19 protein-coding genes are annotated in these 18294 nt (G+C 68.2%); 3 read left to right on the top strand and 16 right to left on the bottom strand.

From position 1 onward, the window contains the following. The first annotated feature begins 165 nt into the window (after positions 1 to 165). Positions 166 to 1965 (top strand): signal peptide peptidase SppA, encoded by a 1800-nt coding sequence (gene sppA / locus DB31_RS18740; protein WP_044189446.1) that lies wholly within the window; start codon positions 166 to 168, stop codon positions 1963 to 1965. 15 nt (positions 1966 to 1980) lie between these two features. Here the strand turns inward: sppA and DB31_RS18735 are convergent, their stop codons facing one another. Next, positions 1981 to 2229, bottom strand: a complete 249-nt coding sequence (locus DB31_RS18735; protein ID WP_044189444.1) for a hypothetical protein — start codon at positions 2227 to 2229, stop codon at positions 1981 to 1983. Between the two features lie 200 nt (positions 2230 to 2429). Continuing rightward, the gene (locus tag DB31_RS18730) at positions 2430 to 3038 is read right to left on the bottom strand and encodes a cysteine dioxygenase (RefSeq protein ID WP_044189442.1); all 609 of its coding nucleotides are present in this window, start codon (positions 3036 to 3038) and stop codon (positions 2430 to 2432) included. 293 nt (positions 3039 to 3331) lie between these two features. Here DB31_RS18730 and DB31_RS18725 point away from each other — a divergent pair, with 293 nt between their 5' ends. Next, positions 3332 to 4360, top strand: a complete 1029-nt coding sequence (locus DB31_RS18725; RefSeq protein WP_044189440.1) for a GspE/PulE/PilB domain-containing protein — start codon at positions 3332 to 3334, stop codon at positions 4358 to 4360. A 12-nt stretch (positions 4361 to 4372) separates the two neighbouring features. On the opposite strand, the gene DB31_RS18720 is transcribed toward DB31_RS18725, so the two are convergent. The 8 genes from DB31_RS18720 to rpmH form a co-directional block, all read right to left on the bottom strand. Beyond that, positions 4373 to 4975 carry a Uma2 family endonuclease gene (locus DB31_RS18720; RefSeq protein WP_240486753.1) on the bottom strand — a complete coding sequence of 201 codons (603 nt, stop codon included), beginning with the start codon at positions 4973 to 4975 and terminating at the stop codon, positions 4373 to 4375. A gap of 85 nt (positions 4976 to 5060) precedes the next feature. Next, on the bottom strand, positions 5061 to 6398 hold the full coding sequence (gene mnmE / locus DB31_RS18715) for a tRNA uridine-5-carboxymethylaminomethyl(34) synthesis GTPase MnmE (protein WP_044189435.1): 1338 nt from the start codon (positions 6396 to 6398) through the stop codon (positions 5061 to 5063). Between the two features lie 8 nt (positions 6399 to 6406). Next, a complete protein-coding gene (locus DB31_RS18710) occupies positions 6407 to 6634 on the bottom strand; it encodes a hypothetical protein (RefSeq protein WP_044189432.1) in 228 nt (75 codons plus the stop codon). A gap of 31 nt (positions 6635 to 6665) precedes the next feature. After that, positions 6666 to 7451 (bottom strand): RNA-binding protein, encoded by a 786-nt coding sequence (locus DB31_RS18705; protein ID WP_044189429.1) that lies wholly within the window; start codon positions 7449 to 7451, stop codon positions 6666 to 6668. After that, positions 7448 to 9256: a membrane protein insertase YidC gene (gene yidC, locus DB31_RS18700; protein ID WP_044189426.1), complete on the bottom strand. Its 1809-nt coding sequence runs from the start codon at positions 9254 to 9256 to the stop codon at positions 7448 to 7450. The genes DB31_RS18705 and yidC overlap by 4 nt, the downstream gene beginning before the upstream one ends. A 47-nt stretch (positions 9257 to 9303) precedes the next feature. Continuing rightward, positions 9304 to 9522, bottom strand: a complete 219-nt coding sequence (gene yidD, locus DB31_RS18695; RefSeq protein WP_044189423.1) for a membrane protein insertion efficiency factor YidD — start codon at positions 9520 to 9522, stop codon at positions 9304 to 9306. After that, positions 9519 to 9923 (bottom strand): ribonuclease P protein component, encoded by a 405-nt coding sequence (gene rnpA / locus DB31_RS18690; RefSeq protein ID WP_044189420.1) that lies wholly within the window; start codon positions 9921 to 9923, stop codon positions 9519 to 9521. The genes yidD and rnpA overlap by 4 nt, the downstream gene beginning before the upstream one ends. A 15-nt stretch (positions 9924 to 9938) precedes the next feature. Further along, positions 9939 to 10097, bottom strand: coding sequence for a 50S ribosomal protein L34 (gene rpmH, locus DB31_RS18685; RefSeq protein ID WP_044189417.1), 159 nt, complete (start codon positions 10095 to 10097; stop codon positions 9939 to 9941). 381 nt (positions 10098 to 10478) lie between these two features. Here rpmH and dnaA point away from each other — a divergent pair, with 381 nt between their 5' ends. Continuing rightward, positions 10479 to 11828, top strand: coding sequence for a chromosomal replication initiator protein DnaA (dnaA, locus tag DB31_RS18680; protein WP_044189415.1), 1350 nt, complete (start codon positions 10479 to 10481; stop codon positions 11826 to 11828). Positions 11829 to 11942: 114 nt separating this feature from the next. Here dnaA and DB31_RS18675 read toward each other — a convergent pair whose 3' ends face one another. The 6 genes from DB31_RS18675 to DB31_RS18650 form a co-directional block, all read right to left on the bottom strand. Continuing rightward, positions 11943 to 12680 (bottom strand): hypothetical protein, encoded by a 738-nt coding sequence (locus DB31_RS18675; RefSeq protein WP_044189413.1) that lies wholly within the window; start codon positions 12678 to 12680, stop codon positions 11943 to 11945. A 15-nt stretch (positions 12681 to 12695) separates the two neighbouring features. Then, positions 12696 to 14465, bottom strand: coding sequence for a hypothetical protein (locus DB31_RS18670; protein WP_044189409.1), 1770 nt, complete (start codon positions 14463 to 14465; stop codon positions 12696 to 12698). A 514-nt stretch (positions 14466 to 14979) separates the two neighbouring features. Further along, positions 14980 to 15471 (bottom strand): hypothetical protein, encoded by a 492-nt coding sequence (locus DB31_RS18665; RefSeq protein WP_044189407.1) that lies wholly within the window; start codon positions 15469 to 15471, stop codon positions 14980 to 14982. A gap of 11 nt (positions 15472 to 15482) precedes the next feature. Beyond that, complete coding sequence (locus DB31_RS18660; protein ID WP_044189405.1) at positions 15483 to 16415, bottom strand: DUF2381 family protein; 933 nt, start codon at positions 16413 to 16415, stop codon at positions 15483 to 15485. Positions 16416 to 16494: 79 nt separating this feature from the next. Beyond that, positions 16495 to 17010: a secretin and TonB N-terminal domain-containing protein gene (locus tag DB31_RS18655; RefSeq protein ID WP_044189402.1), complete on the bottom strand. Its 516-nt coding sequence runs from the start codon at positions 17008 to 17010 to the stop codon at positions 16495 to 16497. A 466-nt stretch (positions 17011 to 17476) separates the two neighbouring features. After that, a complete protein-coding gene (locus tag DB31_RS18650) occupies positions 17477 to 18289 on the bottom strand; it encodes a hypothetical protein (protein WP_044189399.1) in 813 nt (270 codons plus the stop codon). Between the last annotated feature and the right edge of the window lie 5 nt (positions 18290 to 18294).

Here is an 18294-nt window from a genome sequence, read left to right as displayed (position 1 = left end):
GCGAACCTTACCCGTCATCCCGAGAAACCGCCGTTCGCTCGCATGCCCGAGTGGACCCGCGTGAGGCGTTGGACACCCAACGGATGGAAGATCGTCCCGGGGCCTCGTTAGTAGTAAGGACCGTTTGGGGCCGCCCATTTATCGGCCCGAGGAGTCTGTCTCCCCATGAAACGCTTCATCGTCGGCGCCCTGGCCACCATTGGTGCCCTGTCGATTCTGGGCTTCTTCGGCTTCATCTTCCTGATTGTCATCGCCGCATCGAGCAAGCCCAGCGTGCCGAGCAACCTGGTGCTCGAGCTGGACTTGTCCCATCCCCTGGCCGAGCAGGCGCCGGAGGACTCGCTGGCGGGTGCGTTCGGCAACCCGGAGACCACCATGCGCGACGTGCTGGACGCGCTGGAGAAGGGCGCCAAGGACGACCGGGTGAAGGCGCTCCTGGTGCGCGTGGAGCAGGTGGGCGGTCTGGCCTCGGCGCAGGAGCTGCGCGACGCGGTGAAGGCCTTCCGAGCCAGCGGCAAGAAGGCCATCGCCTTCACGGACAGCTTTGGCGAGGGCGGCAACGGCACCGGCGCCTACTACCTGGCCGCCGCGTTCGATGAAGTTTACATCCAGCCCTCAGGCGACGTGAACCTCACGGGCCTGGCGATGGAGACGCCGTTCGCGCGCGACATGTTCGCCAAGGTGGGCGTGCAGCCGCACATCGGCCAGCGCTACGAGTACAAGAACGCCGTCAACACCTATACCGAGCAGAACTTCACCGCTCCCCACAAGGAGGCCATGGAGAAGCTGCTGGGCAGCATGTACGGCCAGATTGTCCGGGGCATCTCCGAGGACCGGAAGCTCAGCGAGGACGAGGTGAAGGGGCTCATCGACCGCGCTCCGCTGCTGGGCCAGGCGGCGCTGGAGGCCAAGCTGGTGGACGGGCTGCTCTACCGCGACCAGGTGCTGGAGAAGGTGAAGAAGGAGGCGGGCGAGGGCGCCAAGCTGCTCTTCGTGGACAAGTACGTGGAGCGCGCGGGCCGGCCGCACACCACGGGGGATTCGACGATTGCGCTGGTGTACGGCGTGGGCGGCATCTCCCGCGGCAAGAGCAGCTCCAACCCGCTGAGCGGGGACCAGACGTTCGGCGGAGACAGCGTGGCGCTGGCGCTGCGCAAGGCGACGGAGGACGAGCGGGTGAAGGCCATCGTCTTCCGCGTGGACAGCCCGGGCGGCAGCTACGTGGCCAGCGACACCGTGCGCCGCGAGGTGCAGCGCGCCCGCGAGAAGGGCAAGCCCGTCATCGTCTCCATGGCCACCTACGCGGCCAGCGGCGGCTACTTCGTGTCCATGGAGGCGGACAAGATTGTGGCCCAGCCGGGCACCCTTACGGGGAGCATCGGCGTGTTCGGCGGGAAGATGGTGACGGCGGACTTCTGGTCCAAGGTGGGGGTGAACTGGGAGACCATCGCCTTCGGCAAGGACGCCACCCTCTACAGCACCGACAGCGACTTCACCCCGGAGCAGCTGTCGAAGAACGACGCCATGCTGGACCGCATCTACATGGACTTCACGCAGAAGGCGGCCGAGGGGCGCCACCTGCCGCTGGAGCAGCTCCAGTCCCTGGCCCGAGGCCGGGTGTGGACGGGCGAGGACGCCAAGGCGAACAAGCTGGTGGACGAGCTGGGCGGCCTGCCCAAGGCGCTGGAGCTGGCCAAGGACGCGGCGAAGATTTCCAAGGACGCCGAGGTGCGCGTCCAGGTGTACCCGCGCAAGAAGGAGGCCGCGGAGCTCCTCTCCGAGCTGCTCGGCGGTGGCGCGGGGGACAACAGCGAGGATGAGCGCAACGCCCACGTCTCCGTGGCCACCCCCTGGGCTCCCGTGCTGGAGCAGACCCAGGCGCTGTACCGGCTGGGGGTGAAGATGGGGCTGGTGCGCTCGCAGCAGCAGGCCCTCAGCGCCCCGCTGCCGGAGACTCGGTGGTAGACCGGCCGCGCCGGGCTACCGGCGCGCGGACTCCTTGCATTGCTGCTTGCAGCGCTTCTCCTCGTCGCTGCACGCCTTGAAGCACGCGTCGTTGTCGTTGCCCGCGAACTTCTTACAGATGTCCCGGCAGCGCTGGGCCTCGTCGTCACAGCGCTCCTCGCACCGCTGAGGATCGCGGCGCTTGTCGTCGGCACCGGCCGGCGTGGCGGCCAGCCACACCCCCACGGCCAACCCCCAGCTCAGCATCCAACCCTGTCGCTTCATTGCTACCTCCCTCGTCACCCGCGCGGACGCGTCGGCGGAAGAGCCGCTGACTCCCCCTCTCCCGCCCAACGTGAGAGAAGCGGATGCGAGCCCCAGGCAGCTTGAACCCCTGGGAACAGATGACGCAGCGAGTCTATAACCTGAGGCTGACACTTCTCCGCCATCCCACCTCAGTACCGGGTAGCGCCTTGGAGGTGGGCTTAGAGCCGTCCGGGCAGCTCTGCGCTGGGCCGGGCCTCCACGGGGCGGCCGAAGACGGAGTGGTAGCAGAGCTGGCGGGTGGCACAGCGCTGGCGGCGCACATCGAACACCAGGCACTGCTCCACGGGCGACGCGTAGACGTGCAGGGTGACGGCCGGGCCCTGCAGCGCGGTGACGCGGTGGATGGAGTCCAGCGGTCCCCGGTAGTCCACGTGGCCTGGCCCCACCGCCTCCGAGGGGCGCGGCTTGCCCAGCAGGGCATAGCCCGGCTCGCGGCCTCCAGCCAGCAGCGGGTAGTCCTCGAGCAGGAAGGTGCCGGCCTGGATGCTGAACCAGCACTCCTGCTCGGCATGGTCGTGGATGGGCGAGGAGATGCCCGCATCCCAGCAGTTGAGCACCACCTCGAAGCGAGGATCCCGGTACACGAGGTTGCGCGTGTAGCGCCCCCGCCGGAAGTGGAGGTAGGGCCCCAGCGACTCCGGACGCACGAGGACTCCCTCCAGCCGTTGACCGACCTTCACCGCACCGCAGGCTCCGTGGACCTCTTCCCTCAGGCACCGGAGCACGTCTTCGAGAGCAACGTCGTACACGCCCCGGAAGATGGGCATGCCTGTCTCGCACTACCACCTACCTGACTTCCACCTGACACAAACTCCGTGCCAAGTCTGCCAAGGAGGCGAGAGGTAGACAGTCCAGGACAGCCTGCCTTCCCGGAGAGCAGCGACGGAAACCAGGAAAATCGCAGGCTTGTGGCGCGGGCGCTGAACATTCTGGCGCCCGGGAAGAAGACGGGCGGCCAAGAGATGGGTAAGGGTGCTGGCTACTTTCTCCCTGGGTTGCGGTGCATGTAGCCCAGTTCCCACCCATGGACCGCCCGGGGGGCGGCAGCGAGGTACGGACCATGAAGAAGCGGCTCGGCGACATCTTGGTGGCGCGTGGGGTGGTGGATTCGTTGCAGCTCCAATCAGCGCTGGCGTTCCAGCGCCAGTGGGGGCTGCCGCTGGGCCAGGTGGTGGTGGACCAGGGCTTCGCTTCCTCCGAGCGCGTCTTTGCCGCGCTGGAGGAGCAGACGGGCATCGCCTCGGTGGACCTGGACTCGCTGGTGTTGGATCCGCGGCTGGCGCGGCTGGTGCCGTTGAAGGTGGCGGAGGCGCGCAAGGTGGTGCCGCTGCGGCTGGAGGGCGCGCGAGAGTCGACGCTGGTGGTGGCCATCGCGGCGCCGGCGAGCCTGGACACGCTGGACGTGGTGAAGAGCGTGTCGGGCCGGGGCCGGGTGGTGCCGCGGCTCGCGACGGACGCGGCCATTCGCCGGGCCATCTCCCGGCTGTACCGCGGGGAGATGTACGAGGTGTCGAAGGTGGGAGACCCCCGCGCCGTGGAGCTGCCTGCGGCCGAAGAGGTCATGGCCTTCATGAACAACTGCATGATCGAGGACGTGGTCATCGACGACGCCCTCTTCGAGCAGGACGCAGCGCCGGCGCCCACGCTGCTGCAGGACGGGCTGCCGATGCTCACGCCGCTGGAGCTGGAGATCGCGGACGCGGCCAGCGTGGAGGCTTCGCCGCAGTGGGTGCCCTGGGAGCAGACGGAGCGGGTGCTCGTCTACGGCTGGGGCGAGACCGCGACCACGGGGCTGCTGCGCGTGCTGGGCGAGGCGGGGATTGCCGCGCGTGAGGCGAGCGCGGCTGAGGCTCGCGGCGCCACTGCGGACATGGTGATTGTCTCGCCGCTGCCCTCCATGGAGGCGCTCGGGCAGCGGGTGACGGCCCGAGTGCTGGTGGCGGGCAAGGCGCCGGAGGAGGAGCTGAAGCGCTCGCAGGCGGTGGGAGCGCTGGGCTTCCTCGCGGCGCCGGTGGATCCCGAGCTGCTGGTGCGCGCCGTGCGCCGGCTGCTGCAGCTCGGGAGCGATGTCTTCTCGCTCGTGGCCTGAGGCCGCCCGGCGCTACCGCCCGACGGCCAGCGCCAGCGGAACCTCGGTCTCGGCGGGCAGCCAGAGCGAGCCCAGCTCGAACCCCACGTGAGGGAAGGGCTCGGCGCGCACCAGCGCGTCTCCCTCGTAGGAAGCAGCAAAGAGCCAGCCGCGCTTGAGACGCTGGAACACCTCGAGCGTGCGTGCCTCCGGATCAATGAACCACGCGGTGGACACGCCGTGCTGCGCGTACAGCGGCAGCTTGCGCGTGCGATCCAAGGCAATCGTCACCGGAGAGACAACCTCGCACACCCAGTCGGGCGTGAGGGTGAGGAAGGGAGCGCTCGGATCCATCGGCTCGGCCACGCGCTCGCGGCGCCAGCCGGCCAGCTCGGGCACCATCACATCGCGGCCCAGGTGCAGCTCGGGGGCACGCAGGAAACACCAGCGGCCATTGCCGCCCCGGCGCTGATCCAACTGCTCCCCGAGCGTGACTCCCAGCATGAAGGCCGCGCGCGTCTGGGCGGCCAGGGGGCGAGGCGAGGCGACGAGTTCGTCCTCGACAATCTCGCCCACCCACCCCAGGGGTAGCGCGTTGAGCACCGAGTACGTGGCCTGATCAATGCGGGTCTCCATCACCGTTCCCTCTCCGTGTAGCGGCTGGACGGGAACGCATAATAAGGAGGGGTCTGACATCCCCCCGGCGGCCCACGGAAGTGGGCTATTTGCCGATGCAGAAGCGCTGGAAGATGGCGTCCAGGAGGGCCTCGGAGACGTGCGTCCCGGACACCTCTCCGAGCGCCTCGAGCGCCAGGCCTACCTCGCCCGAGACGACCTCCAGAGTGGAGACGCCGCTGGCCTCTTCCGCACGTGCAAGGGCCTCACAGGCGCGGCGCAGCGCGTCAGCGTGACGTTCAGAAACGAGCGCCACCGCGGAGGGCGTTCCTCCTCCCCACAGCCGGGAGAGGACCGTGGTCCGCAGTCCCTCCACGCCCTGCCCGGTGAGGCCACTCACGCGGAGCAGAGCTTCACCTGTCGAGACAGGCACGGCGCGGGCCTCCACGTCGCACTTGCCGGCCACGTGCAGCACGGGCGTGGCGCCCGCCTCGCGCGTCCAGGCCTCGGCCTCGGTGGAGGAGACTCCGGGCGGCAGCACGAGCACGGCCAGATCCGCGCCGGAGAGGGACTCACGCGTGCGGGCGATCCCCAGCGCTTCGACGCGGCCGGGCGCTTCCCGCAGACCCGCGGTGTCGAGCAGCGCCAGGGCCAGCCCCTCCCACTCGACGCGAGCCTCCAGGACATCGCGCGTGGTGCCAGGCTCGTCGTCCACGAGCGCCCGCGCCTCGCCCACCAGCCGGTTGAAGAGGGTGGACTTGCCCGCGTTCACCGGCCCGTAGAGCACCACCCGAGCGCCTCGCCGCACCAACCGGCCTCGCCCCGCTTCGGACAGGAGCCTCTGCGCCTCGGCCCTCAGCGCCGCTACCCGAGCGCTTGCGTCCTCATCCGCGCCCTCGGCCTCGTCCGGGAAGTTGAGCACGCCCTCCAGGTCCGCGTGGAGTGCGCGCAGCGGATCCTCCAGAGCCTGGATTCGCTCGGACAGGGCGCCCGAGAGCCCCGCTGCCGCCGCCCGCACCGCTGCCTCCGAGTCTGCGGCCACGAGATCCGCCACGGCCTCCGCGCGCGCCAAGTCCAAGCGGCCATGGAGGAAGGCGCGGCGGGTGAACTCTCCGGGCCGAGCCGGGCGCACGCGCCCATCCTCCAGCACCCGCGCGAGCAGCAGCTGCAGCAGACGCGGCCCACCGTGGGCCTGCAGCTCCACCACGTCCTCTCCGGTGAAAGAGCTCGGCGCGCGGAAGTAGAGGAACAGCCCCTCATCGAGCGTCCGGCCCTCCGCATCCACGAAGGCAGTCAGGTACGCGTGGCGGGGCGTGGGCTCGGCGGGCACTCCGGGGGCCAGCTTGCGGCCCACCTCGAGCGCCACGGGCCCAGACAGCCGGACAATTCCCACGGCGCCAGCGGCGGGCGCGGTGGCCAGGGCAGCGATGGTGGAGACAGACACCGGTCCGCTTACCGAGGGCCCGGCGCGGGGGTGGAGCCGCGAGCCGCCTTCTCCACGGTGTCGCGGTGCTCCTGGATGTACTTCTCCACGGCCTCGTCCTCCAGCTCGAGGTCTCGAAGCACGCCCGGGTAGACGAAGCGGAAGGCGGGCGAGTCCTCATCCCCACGCAGGCGGAAGCTCATCTTCAGCACCGCCGCGCCAAACAGCTTGTCCTTGAGAGACTTCGCCTTCCCCATGGCTCCCACCTCAAGACCGAGCCTCGGCCGCTCAGCCCTCGAAATCGTCCTCGTCATCATCCGGCAGCAGCATCTTCCGCGGCAGCGGCGCGGGCTTCTCCGGAGTAAACACCACCCGGCGGCACCGGCCCTCGCCCTCGCCCGTCACCGCGACGCCGGCCACACCCTCCACTGCTTTCAAGACGCGCGCCCGGTCCTCGAGTTTCATGGCCGCGATGGCATAGAAGCGGCCGAGCGAACCTGACTTCCCGGCCAGCTGGCGGGCAGCCTCTTTCAGCACGGCATCCTCGGGCGCCTCCACCGTGCGCTCGTCCGGCTCGCCGCGCTTCGCGGGAGGCGGGGCCGCAGGCGCTGGAGCAGGCCGCGCCGCCTTCTGCTGCGGAGCGGGAGCCGGCGCGGGGGCGGGCGCCTGAGCCTTCGGAGGAGCCGCCGGACGTGGCGCCGGCGCAGCACCGCTCGCACCCGGAGCGGGCGCGAGAGGCGGGGCCTCCTTGCGAGGCCGAGGCTCGGGGAAGACACCCGCGCCGAGCAACACCCAGCGCCGCTCGAAGCCCGGGCGGTGGAGCATCTTGTTGAGGAGGAACTGGAGCGAGTCCAGCACCTGGCTGCGCTTGCCGCTCTCCACGCCTGGAGGCAAACCCGCCTCGAAGTGGAGCGCCACGGCGAGGCTGCCATCCGAGGCGTCACGGAACTCCAGCCGGGCGGGGTAGCCCATCAGCCCCAGGATGTCCGGGAGGAGCTTCTCCACGCGGCCGCGGGTCTCCCCTCCTGTGCCTGCGCCAGAGGGGGACTGCTGCGGTTGAGCCTGCTCCGTCACTTGCGCTTGCCTCCCCCGGATGCCGCCGGTACGCCCCCGCGCTTCAACTTCTGGTGATCCAGCCACTTCCTCAACCCGTACTGCTGACCAATGGAGAGGAGGTTGTTGGTGAAGATGTAGAGCGACAGACCCGCCGGGTACTGCAGCAGCGTCAGCGTGAAGATGACCGGCATCACCCAGATCATGATGCGCGCCTGGGCCGCATCCATCATCTGCGGCTGCATCTTCTGGGTGATGATCATCGACACCCCCAGCGCCAGGGGCAGCAGGTAGGTGGGGTCCTTGTACGTCAAGTCCCTCCAGATGGGACCGATGAAGGGCTCCCAGTAGATGTCGAAGCTGTTGCGCAGCGCGGTGAACAGGGCGATCCACACCGGCATCTGGATCAGCAGGGGCAAGCAGCCGCCGAGCGGGTTCACCTTGGCCTGCTGGTACAGCTTCATCACCTCGAGGTTCATCCGCTCGCGGTCATCCGCGTACTTCTTCTTGATCTCCTCCATCTTCGGCTGGAGCTCCTTCACCGCCTCCATGCCGACCATGGACTTGTAGGTGAGCGGCAGCAGCACGAGCTTCACCAGCACCGTGAGCAGGATGATGGCCACGCCCCAGTTGCCGGTGACGGAGTGGAAGAACTTCATGAAGAACAGGAGCACCTTGCAGATGAGCTCCCAGATGCCGAAGTCCACCGTCTTCTCGACGGTGGGGTGCCACGTGGCCGCCGCCATCCCCGCCGAGCGCAGCACGTCCTGACCGGGCAGCGGCTTCAGCAGATCTGGATCCTTCGGGCCGAGCCAGCCGCCGAAGCGCAGCGTCACCGTCTCGCCAGGGTTCACGGTAATCGGGAAGCCCGCCGTCACCTGACGCGCCGTGGGCGTCGCCAGGAGCGTGCAGTGCCCCTGCCGAGGTCCCTCGATGGGGTAGAACACCGACAGGAAGTACTGCTGATCAATGCCGAAGTAGTGCACCGGGCCCGTGGTGTCCTGCGGCGGCTTGTCGTCGGGCACCAGCTTGTGCAGGTCCTCGCCCACGTGGCAGGCCGCGCGGCTCTGGTTGCCCACGCCCCCGAAGAAGGACGGCGCGTGCTCGAAGTTCGGGTCGATGGCCCGGTTGTGGTGCACCTGCAGCTCGCCGCTCAGCGGCTGGCTCGAGGTGTTCTTCACCTGAACCGTGTAGGCCAGCTCGAAGCCGCTGCGCACCCACTGCAGCGTCTTCGTGACTTCCCACGGGCCTCGGCGCGCGGAGAAGGCCACGCTGTCCTCGCCCGTCTCCGCCACCGCCCAGCGCGTGTTGGCCGGCAGCGGCGAGCCGCCTTCGATGCTCACCGACAGCGGCAGCGGCTGGCCCGGCACCGGCCGCACCAGGTTCATCTGCGGCGGCGGCGGCAGCTCCTTGCCAAAGAGCTTCTGGAAGCCCTCGGCGATGGTGAGGTGCTGCTGCTCGCGCATCTTCGGGCCGATGAGCTCCGCCGAAGTCAGGCCCGCGCCCTCGTTCGAGAAGAGGTAGACGCTCTCCTCGCGCTTGCGCTCCACCGTGCGCAGCGCCACCTCCTGCTCCGTGGGCGAGGCCGTCAGCTCCGGCGTGCCGCCCGGAGTGGCCGCGCCCGGCGGGGGCGCCGCCACGCCCGCGTCGGCGGGCCCCGCCACCACGCCCCCGTCCGCCGCACCGGCCTCGGGCGGCGTCGGCGTGGGCGCGAAGAAGACCATGTAGAGCATGACGGCCGCGAAGGACAGGCCCAGGGCCATCAGCAGGCGCTTCTGGGAGTCGTTCGAGTTCGGCGAGAAGGGATCGTCAGGGGGGAGGTTCATAAAGTCCTCTCTCCGGAGGAGAGGGCGTTACGGGGCGGGGGCCGGGCTCAGGGCACCGGGTCCATGCCGCCAGGGTGGAAGGGGTGGCACCGCGACAGGCGGCGCACGGTGAGCCAGGAGCCTTTGAGGCCGCCATGCTTCTCCAGCGCCTGCATCGCATAGGTGGAGCACGAGGGGTAGAAGCGGCACACCTTCGGCAGCAGGGGCCCGAGGAAGCGGCGGTAGAAACGGATGGGCAGCGAGAGCAGGAAGGCGAGCGGACTCACGAGGAAGCCCCTCCTGTCGTGGCGGGAGAGAGCCGCTGAAGCTTGCGGGTAACACCGTCGAAGGCACGCGACATTTCCGCGAAGGACACCTCCTTCGCCGACGAGCGCACCACCAACACCACGTCCAGCCCGGCGGGCCATTGCCCCCGCCGCTTGCGGAACAGCTCGCGCAGCAGGCGCCGCAGGCGAACGCGCACCACTGCGTTGCCCACCTTGCTGGACACTGTGAGCCCCAGCCGGCTGTACGGCCGGCCGTTGCGCTTCACCAACGCCAGCAGGCAGTCCGAGGTGAGCTTCTGCCCGCCCTCCTGGACCCGCAGAAACTCGTAGCGGCGCAGCAGGCGCAGGGCCTTGGGGAAACCTTCACCCTGGCGCTCTGGCCCCGCGTCCGCGGCCGTCACGAGCTGGCCCTCGGCCTACTTCTTCGGGGCGGACACCACCAGCCGCTTGCGGCCCTTGGCGCGGCGGCGCTTGAGGACCTCCCGGCCCGCCCGCGTGCTGTTGCGCTTGCGGAACCCGTGCGTGCGATTGCGCTTCACCTTCGACGGCTGATACGTGCGCTTGGCCTTGGCCATGGCTGAACTCCTGAAACACCGGCGACGTCTCTGATCCGACGCGGCCTAGGAAAAGGCGGCGCTCGTAACCCGTTCTCCCACCCAAGTCAACGTTGGACGTGTGTCGGACGTCCGCGCCGCCTGCCCGGCCGATCAGCGCCGCCCCTCTTTTTGCGCCATCCACACTCCCCGTGAACCCTCAGCGGGCGACCCCAAGACCTGGGGGGTGGGTCGGCCGCCACCACAATCAAGCCAAAACGGCATGGCCGTTGCCGATCAGAAATGGCGGCAGAAAGCGTCGGACTTCCGGCCCTTTGACTTGGGTGCTTGATCGTCCAGTGTGCGTTTGTTAGCACGGTCGACCCTCGCTTCCGTCGCCCATTTTGCATCCCCGAGACACGTGTGAGTGCCCTCGCAGAAGCCCTGAGTACGCCGCCAAGTGCCGGAATTATTTGGACCCGGACGCTGGATACCATCCGGCAGGAGGGAAAGACGTACGCGTTGACGTGGCTCGAACGCATGCATGCCTTGGATGTACGCGAGGGTGCGCTGGTGCTGGGCGTTCCTGATCGCTTCTTCCGCGACTGGGTGGATGACCACTACCGCTCGCTGCTGGAGGCCACGCTGGCCCGAGTCGGGAACGGATTGGTCAAAGTGGCCTACGAGGTGGTGGAGGAGCCCTCGGGGGGGCCGAACCTGCTGCCCGCACCAACAGTCAAGGAGAACTCGGCCCGTCCGCCTCGGCTGAACGCCCGGTTCACGTTTGCCACCTTCGTGGTCTCCGACAGCAACCAGCTGCCGGCGGCGGCGGCGCAGGCGGTGTCCGAGAAGCCGGGCCACAACTACAACCCCCTCTACATCTACGGGGGCACGGGGCTGGGGAAGACGCACCTGCTGCACGCGGTGGGCAACCACATCTGGGAGAAGGACGGCTCTCAGCGGGTGGTGTACCTGTCGAGCGAGCAGTTCACCAACGAGTACGTGGAGAGCGTGCGAGAGCACCGCATGGCGGACTTCCGGCGGAAGTTCCGCGAGGAGTGCGATGTGCTGCTCATCGACGACATCCAGTTCCTCGGCAAGCGCGAGGAGACGCAGAAGGAGTTCTTCTACACCTTCAACACGCTCTACGAGCTGAACAAGGCCATCGTCCTCACCTCGGACACGCTGCCCTCGGAGATTCCGGGCCTGGAGGAGCGGCTGCGCAGCCGGTTCACCATGGGCTTGATTACGGACATCCGCGAGCCGAACTACGAGACGCGGGTGGCCATCCTCCAGAAGAAGGCGGAGGCGGAGCGGCTGACGCTGCCGGATGACGTGGCGCACTTCATCGCCAAGCACATCCAGCGCAACGTGCGCGAGCTGGAGGGTGCGCTGGTGAAGCTGTCGGCCATCCACAGCCTGTCGCGGCAGCCGCTGACGGTGGAGTTCGCGGCGAACGTGCTGAAGGACATCCTCCCAGCCAACCGGGTGGTGGACGTGGAGGCGATTCAGCGCGAGGTGGCGCGGTACTACAAGGTGACGGTGGAGGCGCTGAAGGAGGACCGGCGGCACAAGGCGCTGGCCCACGCGCGCCAGGTGGCCATGTACCTGTGCCGCAAGCTGACGAAGAGCTCGTTCCCGGAGATCGCCTCGCGGTTCAACAAGGACCACTCCACCGTCATCGCCTCGGTGCGGAAGGTGGAGGGGTCTCGCGAGACAGACCCCACGGTGAAGCGCGAGCTGGATGACCTCGAGGAGAAGCTGGGCGTCTGAGCCTGGAGCCCGCCTCGCCGGGGGTAGAAGGAGCTTTTACGGTGTGCTCCGCGCCAACCCACCCCGGAGCCGTGAGCCCCTGCGCCGCGAAGACAGTCCTCCGACTGGGGTGCGTCACAACACGCGGGCGGCGCGGGCCTCCTCCAGCGTGTATTCTCGCGTGATGGTGCCGAAGGGGCCCGTCTTCTGGATGAGCCACGCGCAAGAGCCCTGAGGCAGGTAGAAGTCCTCTTCGAAGGGGGCCAGCCCCAGGTGGCGCAGGTAGTCCTTGAGCATCTCCAAGGTGAACCGGTCCCTCACCCGGCGCGCCTGGTACTTCTCTACCTGCTCGAAGGGGAAGGGCTCACCCTCCTGCTCGAAGACCCAGCGGCCCCCGTCATTGGCAGCGGCCAGGGCGCGCACAGTACTGCTGATCTTCCCCGGCTGCTCCGGGCCGTACACCTCCAGCATCACCGCGCCATAGCGGCCTCGATCCCCGCGCAGCGTGTGGGGCACGGTGACCACCCGCAGGCACCGGATGCTCAGCCTCCGGGCCATGGAGCGCATGGGGCTGGCGGCATCCGTCCCGGTCCACTGGTCGGCGACGTAGGCTGTCCAGGCGCTGCGCGTCGGGATAAATAGGTGCCGCCGCCTCTCCCCACTGGTCAGGGGCAGCAGGCTGGAGAGGACTTGCTCCAGGGTGCCCGAGACGGGGAGTACCTCCACGGTGATGCCACGGGGCGTCAGCACCTCTCTATGCCACGTGGCGAAGGCTTGTGCCGCCTGCTCCACCCCCAGTTCCAGAAAGCCCATCGTCGAGGTGACAGGCGCCCAGCGGTCCTCCAGCAGCAGTCCCTTCATCTCTTGCGTCATTCAGGCTCGCCTTATTCATTCCTCGGGGATGATGATCCGGATGATGAGGGCGTTGGGGTCGTTGTTGGTGAGGCGCGACTGGTGTGCAGGGCCACGGCCCGAAGTCAGTGAGTCGTACTCCACATGATAGCGCTGGCCCTTGTAGTCGAATTGCAGATCCGGCCGATTGATGCCCACGCGCTGGCCGTTCGCCAGCGTCACTTGCTGCTGGTTCACCCGAATGTTCTCGGCGAGTAGCACGTCCTCCAGGTACTTGATGTCCTCCTGGAGTTGCGCATTCTGCCTGGCGCTGGGGCTGATGGGACGGCCCCGTGGCAACAGGTCTGGCACCTTCGGCTTGACGGTGAGGTCCTGACGCAGGCGTGGGCCGGCGGGCACCTGCGGCGTTGGGTTCTTGCCCGTGAGGACTTGGACCAGTTCGGGTGAGGGCGCGAGGGTACCCGGCCCCGGAGCGGGCGGTGCTGGCCTTGGAACAGGTTCTGGAGCAGGTGCCGTGACTCTCGGCGGAGCGGGCGAAGCCTCCGCCTTGCCAGGGCGCACCGGCTCCACCGGCTCCGGGACACCCCACCCGGGCACCGGCCGCGTGGCGGTCATCAACTTCCCAGCAGCCACTCCCACTGCCAGCGCGGTGAAGAACTCCTGGGCCGCGCCAAGCGGGGACATCTCCTGGCCCGTGAACATCTCCTGGCCACTGCCCATCTGCCAGCCGCGCTCCAGCGCGAAGTGCAGCGGGTTGGAATCTCTGGCCAGCCCATACGCCCCCAGCAAAGCCTGGAGGGTGGCTGGGTGAGTCATGACGTAGTGTTTGACGATTCTTCGCCGGTTCTCCCAGTGGGCATATCCCTGGGCGGCGGCGGCTCCCGTGCCCAGACGCCGCTCCATGTCCTCTCGCTGCGCGGGGGTGAGGCGCTGAGGCGTCACCAGCGGCCACATGCGGAGGGCCTCGGGCACCGTCTCCGCGCTCATGGCCTCGGCGTACTTGTGCTCCCACTCCGACAGCGGGTGGCTCCAGTGAGCCAAGTCCTCCCAGGGCCCCGAGTTCCACCAGGCCTGGACGGCCCCGGGCTTCTGGAGCAGGAGAATCCGCTGAATCACGTCCCGCTCTGCGAAGGCGGTGAGCGCCACCTGCGAAGCAGCGGGCGCAAGCCCCGCCGGCCTCGGCTCCGCCTCGGAGGAGGGGCCTGGCTCACGTGGCGGCACGGCGCCTTGCGGACTGTGGGCGGACTGCTGCGCCCACTCACGCCGAGGCGGGGCCAGGGCAGGCGTGCGGGACGGTGCGCCGAAGCCGAAGAGGAGGCTCACCCCGAGGGAGACCACCCCTTCGCCTTGCGCGAAGCGGGAGGGCGGGAACGAGTACACGCCAGCAACTCCCACCTCCAGCCCGATGCTCCCGCGGATGGCGTGCACTCCGGCTTCGCCCCCGGCGCGCAGCCGTGGAGGCCACCAGGGGCGGGAGGTGACGGCCGTTCCACCGAGGGCCTTGAAGTACAGCGGCCCCTCGCCCGTGAAGCGCGCCACCGCGTCGGTGGACAGCTCCCACGCTCCGGCGGAGGTGGCCGGGGGCAGCAATGTCACGCGCGCCCCCACTCCCTGGCCTGCTTCCCACAAGCCCCATAGGCTCACGCTGTACGAGGTGCGCGGCGCCCAGGGGTCGCCCAGCGCGGTGCCCTGAGAGACCCCCGCCCCCACCACGGCCCGCATCTGGCTCGTCTTCTCAGAGGCCTGGGCCCCGGGCGCGGCCAAGGCCGCCAGCAGCATGAGGCTGACGGCCGCATGCCACCACAAGGGCCGACTCGCTGCTGGGCTCCTCATGCGGCAACCCCTTCAAGGGCCGTTCCCCCGGCGCTGGCGACGAGCAACACTTCGGCTTTCCAGGCAATCCGCCACGGCAGCATATGTCACCCCATCTTGCGAGGAGGTGATCAGGGTAGATGGCTGCCCCGGAGAAGAGGAGGAGGCGCCGGGTGGCGCCCGTTTCCCTTGTCCCTCTGCCACCCCAATCACGTGCAGATTCGTCAACTGATCCCGCACCTGGGCGGAGCCCATCTGCGCAGAGCGTCCACGAGCACAGAGTTGAAGAAGTCGCGGTCCTTCTCACCCTCCATGCGCTCAACCCGAGTGCTCGAAGTGCACGCGCCCCACACTGCTCCCAGAGCGCAGCCGCTCACGAAGCAGCCATACGCACGGGTCGTCCGCAGCCCCTTGCAAAGACGCATGGATGAAGGGCAGGAACCGTCATTTCAGCCCATGCATTCTTTCAGGTCAGTGATTTAGCGGACTGAAGCGAACCGGGCGGGACTCACCGGAAGGCATCGACAACAAAGGCCGCCGCCACGGAGCCATCGAGGATCGCCGTCCCAGGCTTCGACTCGGGGAGCTTCCTCATCTGGTCATCGCCCAGGCGGGCAACCGCGCAGATGGGAACCTTGTCGCCGTCCATGGGGTGGGCCGCGTAATAGCGGATGACGACCTGTGGGCCAGCAGTCCAGACCCGCCCGTATAAGCGAGCAGGCCCCTCCAGCGTGCCAAAGTCCTCTCGCAGGACGCTCTCGATGGGGCCGTCGTAGAGTGTGACACGCCGACTTCCGATCTGGTTCGCGTCGAGATCCACCAACGCGCTTTCCCCCACATGCAGTCTCAGGTACCGCATGACTTCGAGTGCCTTCGGAGGACATTCCTCCGGGCCTGGAGTGCCATCCGGGCGCAGCGACACGCCGCCCGTTGTGATGCAGCCCGGAGACGTAGCGAGTAGGACGACAGGGCCGAGCACGAGGGCTTTGATGGTGGACATGAGCGGCGGTTCTACCGGCGAATGAGCGAGGCTTCCAGCGCCACGGCCACCTGGATCAGACCATCCCCACGGAAGATCTGGAGGGCGAGATCCGTCACGTCCCCGTTCTTCGTCTCGAAGGCGCTCTGGTCCACGACCACCGCGATTGTTCCAGTCTGGCCAGGGACGAGCGTGGCGCGGTCCATGCGAAGCGCGAAGGGCCGAACCGTGAAGCTCGTAAAGTCGCGCGTCAGGTAGGCACGCTCGAACTTCCAGTCGTCGCCGTAGTAGGTGTTCGTCAGGGTGACGATGGCTGCCGCTTTACCCGGTCCCGAGAAAACCTCGACCACGATGTCCATGTCCTCGTTCTTCGGGCGGTAGACCAACCTGCGGCTAAATGGCGTCTTCTTCACCTGGCCGTTTGCGAGCAGTGTCGCGTAGGCGTGATCGACGGAGTTCTCTTCTTCCTTGAACCGCTCGACCTTCTCCCGCAGGTCCCGCTCTCGCTTGAGCGAGTCGTTCAGGGATGCGAGCACCGCCTTGTAACTGTCGGGACTCTTGAACACGTTGACTTGATGGTCGGTCCACCCCCATTCCTCAAAGCTCTTGGGCTTCACGATGAACGGGAACTCGGTTCCGTCCACGAGCGTAATGAGCAGGGGGACTACCTCATCGCGGTCGAGATTCCGGATCGGCACGATGACCACCGTCTTGCCCCCCACCACCAGGGGCTCGAACCGCCCTTCCCACCCCAGCAACTTCGTCTGCGCCGGATCAACGTCCTTCTCGAAGCGGAGGACGGTCGCGATCTGCCCGGACACGTAGACGCTGCTCGTAGAGACGCCGGGATGGTCCGAAACCATGTCGTTTCGGATGACGATCTTCTCGTGCGAGTCGCTGGCCAGAGCCCCTGAGGACACGAGCACGGCAAGCAGGACGAGCCGGGAAGGCAGGATGTCGTGCATAGCCCACCCAACCTAGCAGGATGGGAGACAGGGGGCCAACCTTCGAGAGTACCGAACCCGACGCACGCGGTGAACGGAGCTACGGCAGCGTCACCGGACCCACGTCCGTCACGATGAGGGTGTTGGTGCGAGCATCCACGCTCGCCCTCCCGCGCGGAGACAGCTGCGCCTGCACCTGCGGCAGCAGCTCCGCCGCCCGCGCGTAGCTCACCGGGATGAAGTACGTGCGCAGCGGAGCTTCCTGCTCGCGCGCCTGCTTCAGCTTCGCGCGCGTCTCGGACTCCTCGGCCAGCTGCTTCATTGGCGCCACGCGCATCACGTTGCCCTTCAGCTCGTGGCCCAGTCCGCGCGAGGCCAGCACCGTGTCCAGCGCCTGCCACCACGGCACGTCCCTCAACCGCAGCGTCACCTTGCCCTGCACCTCGTCCGCCACCACCACGTTGAGGCCGCCCTTCTCCGCCAGCAGCCGCAGCACGTCATGGATGTCCGCACGCACCACATCGATGCTGATGCGCTTGGCCTCCCTCGGCGACTCCGCCAGCGCGGACGTGGACAGCAGCACCACCGCGGCAACCGCAGCTCGAACCAGGCTCATGGGCGCTCCTCCCGAAACCACAAGTTCTCCACAGGATCCCGACAAGCATACAGACACGTTCTGGCCTGTAGCGCGGGCCCCACTCCGGTATCTCCTGAGCCACTCAGCTCGCCTAAAACCTTGAATTCAGGGCGGAATTCCCGTGGCGGCACTTCTGCGCTTCCATCTCACCCCCCGGCCTTGGTGGCCGCTAAAGTGGTTGGCGGGTCTTTTTCCCAGAAACGGACGCTTGGTTCGCCCAGAAGGGCAGTGCAGAGATCCCAAGGACCGGGTGAGTCGCAACATCAAGTCTTGTGGAGCCCTGCACACACAGGGGGATGGTTTCGCAGTCAGCCGTGGGTGTTTTGCCTCCAGGTACGGGACCCCGACACCTTTGCCTGGACTCGACCACGGTCTCCAGCAGTCGTGATGCTCTTGCAGCCCCCGGAGAGCATCACGGCTGCTGATTTTTTGGCGGGCCGCGCCCTCATTTCCCCAGAGAGAGGCCCACCTTCGCGCTGACGAGGGGCACCAGAATCGCGGCCCACACTCCCATCACGAGCACGCCCAGCACGATCGCCGCGATGGCGTCGGCCTTGCGCCCCACGGGAGGCACGGCCCCCGGATCCACCCGCCGCAGCCCCACCACTCCGCAGATGACCGCCAATGGGGCCAGCACCGGCAGCAAGAGGGCCCCCGCGCCCAGGCTCAGCGCCCGGCGCGCCATCGGGTTGTTCTCCCGGACGTGCCAGAGCCGCTCCAGCCGCTTGCGGGACACCGGCCGCCGGAAGAACAGCTGGTTGCGCGTGTCGAAGTAGACGGGCAGGGACGCCACGCCCAGGAACATGAGGAAGGCGCCAATGCCCTCGGAGCGCCGCAGCACGCAGGCCAGGCCGAAGAGCACCGGCACCGCGATGAACGCCTCGCGCGCCCACCTCAGGCCGAGGAAGAAGCACACGCCCGCCGCCATGCACACCAGGAACGCCACCGTGGGAACTACCGGCAGCCCAGGCTGCAGGAGCCTCGCGAGCGCCGCCACCCCGAAGCCGACGCCCACCACCAGGGCCATCCACGCCGAGCCATCCCTCTTGCCCCAGAGCTTGGCCCGGAAGTCCTCCAGGTAGTGCACCTCGGGCCGGGCCGCGCACGTGGCGCACCACGCCTTGCCGAACACCTGCCGCACACAGCCCGCGCAGAAGAAGGTGCCGCAGCGAGCACAGGTGCCAGTGGCCTCTACCTCCGGGTGCGCGGCGCAGCGGGCCGGGACGGCAGGCCCCAAGGGAATGTCAGCAGTCGACACGCGTT

Origin of the sequence: Hyalangium minutum, assembly GCF_000737315.1 — a bacterium.
Classification (GTDB): domain Bacteria; phylum Myxococcota; class Myxococcia; order Myxococcales; family Myxococcaceae; genus Hyalangium; species Hyalangium minutum.
The sequence above is the reverse complement of the archived record's forward strand: the minus strand, read 5'-3'. Positions and strand labels throughout refer to the sequence as shown.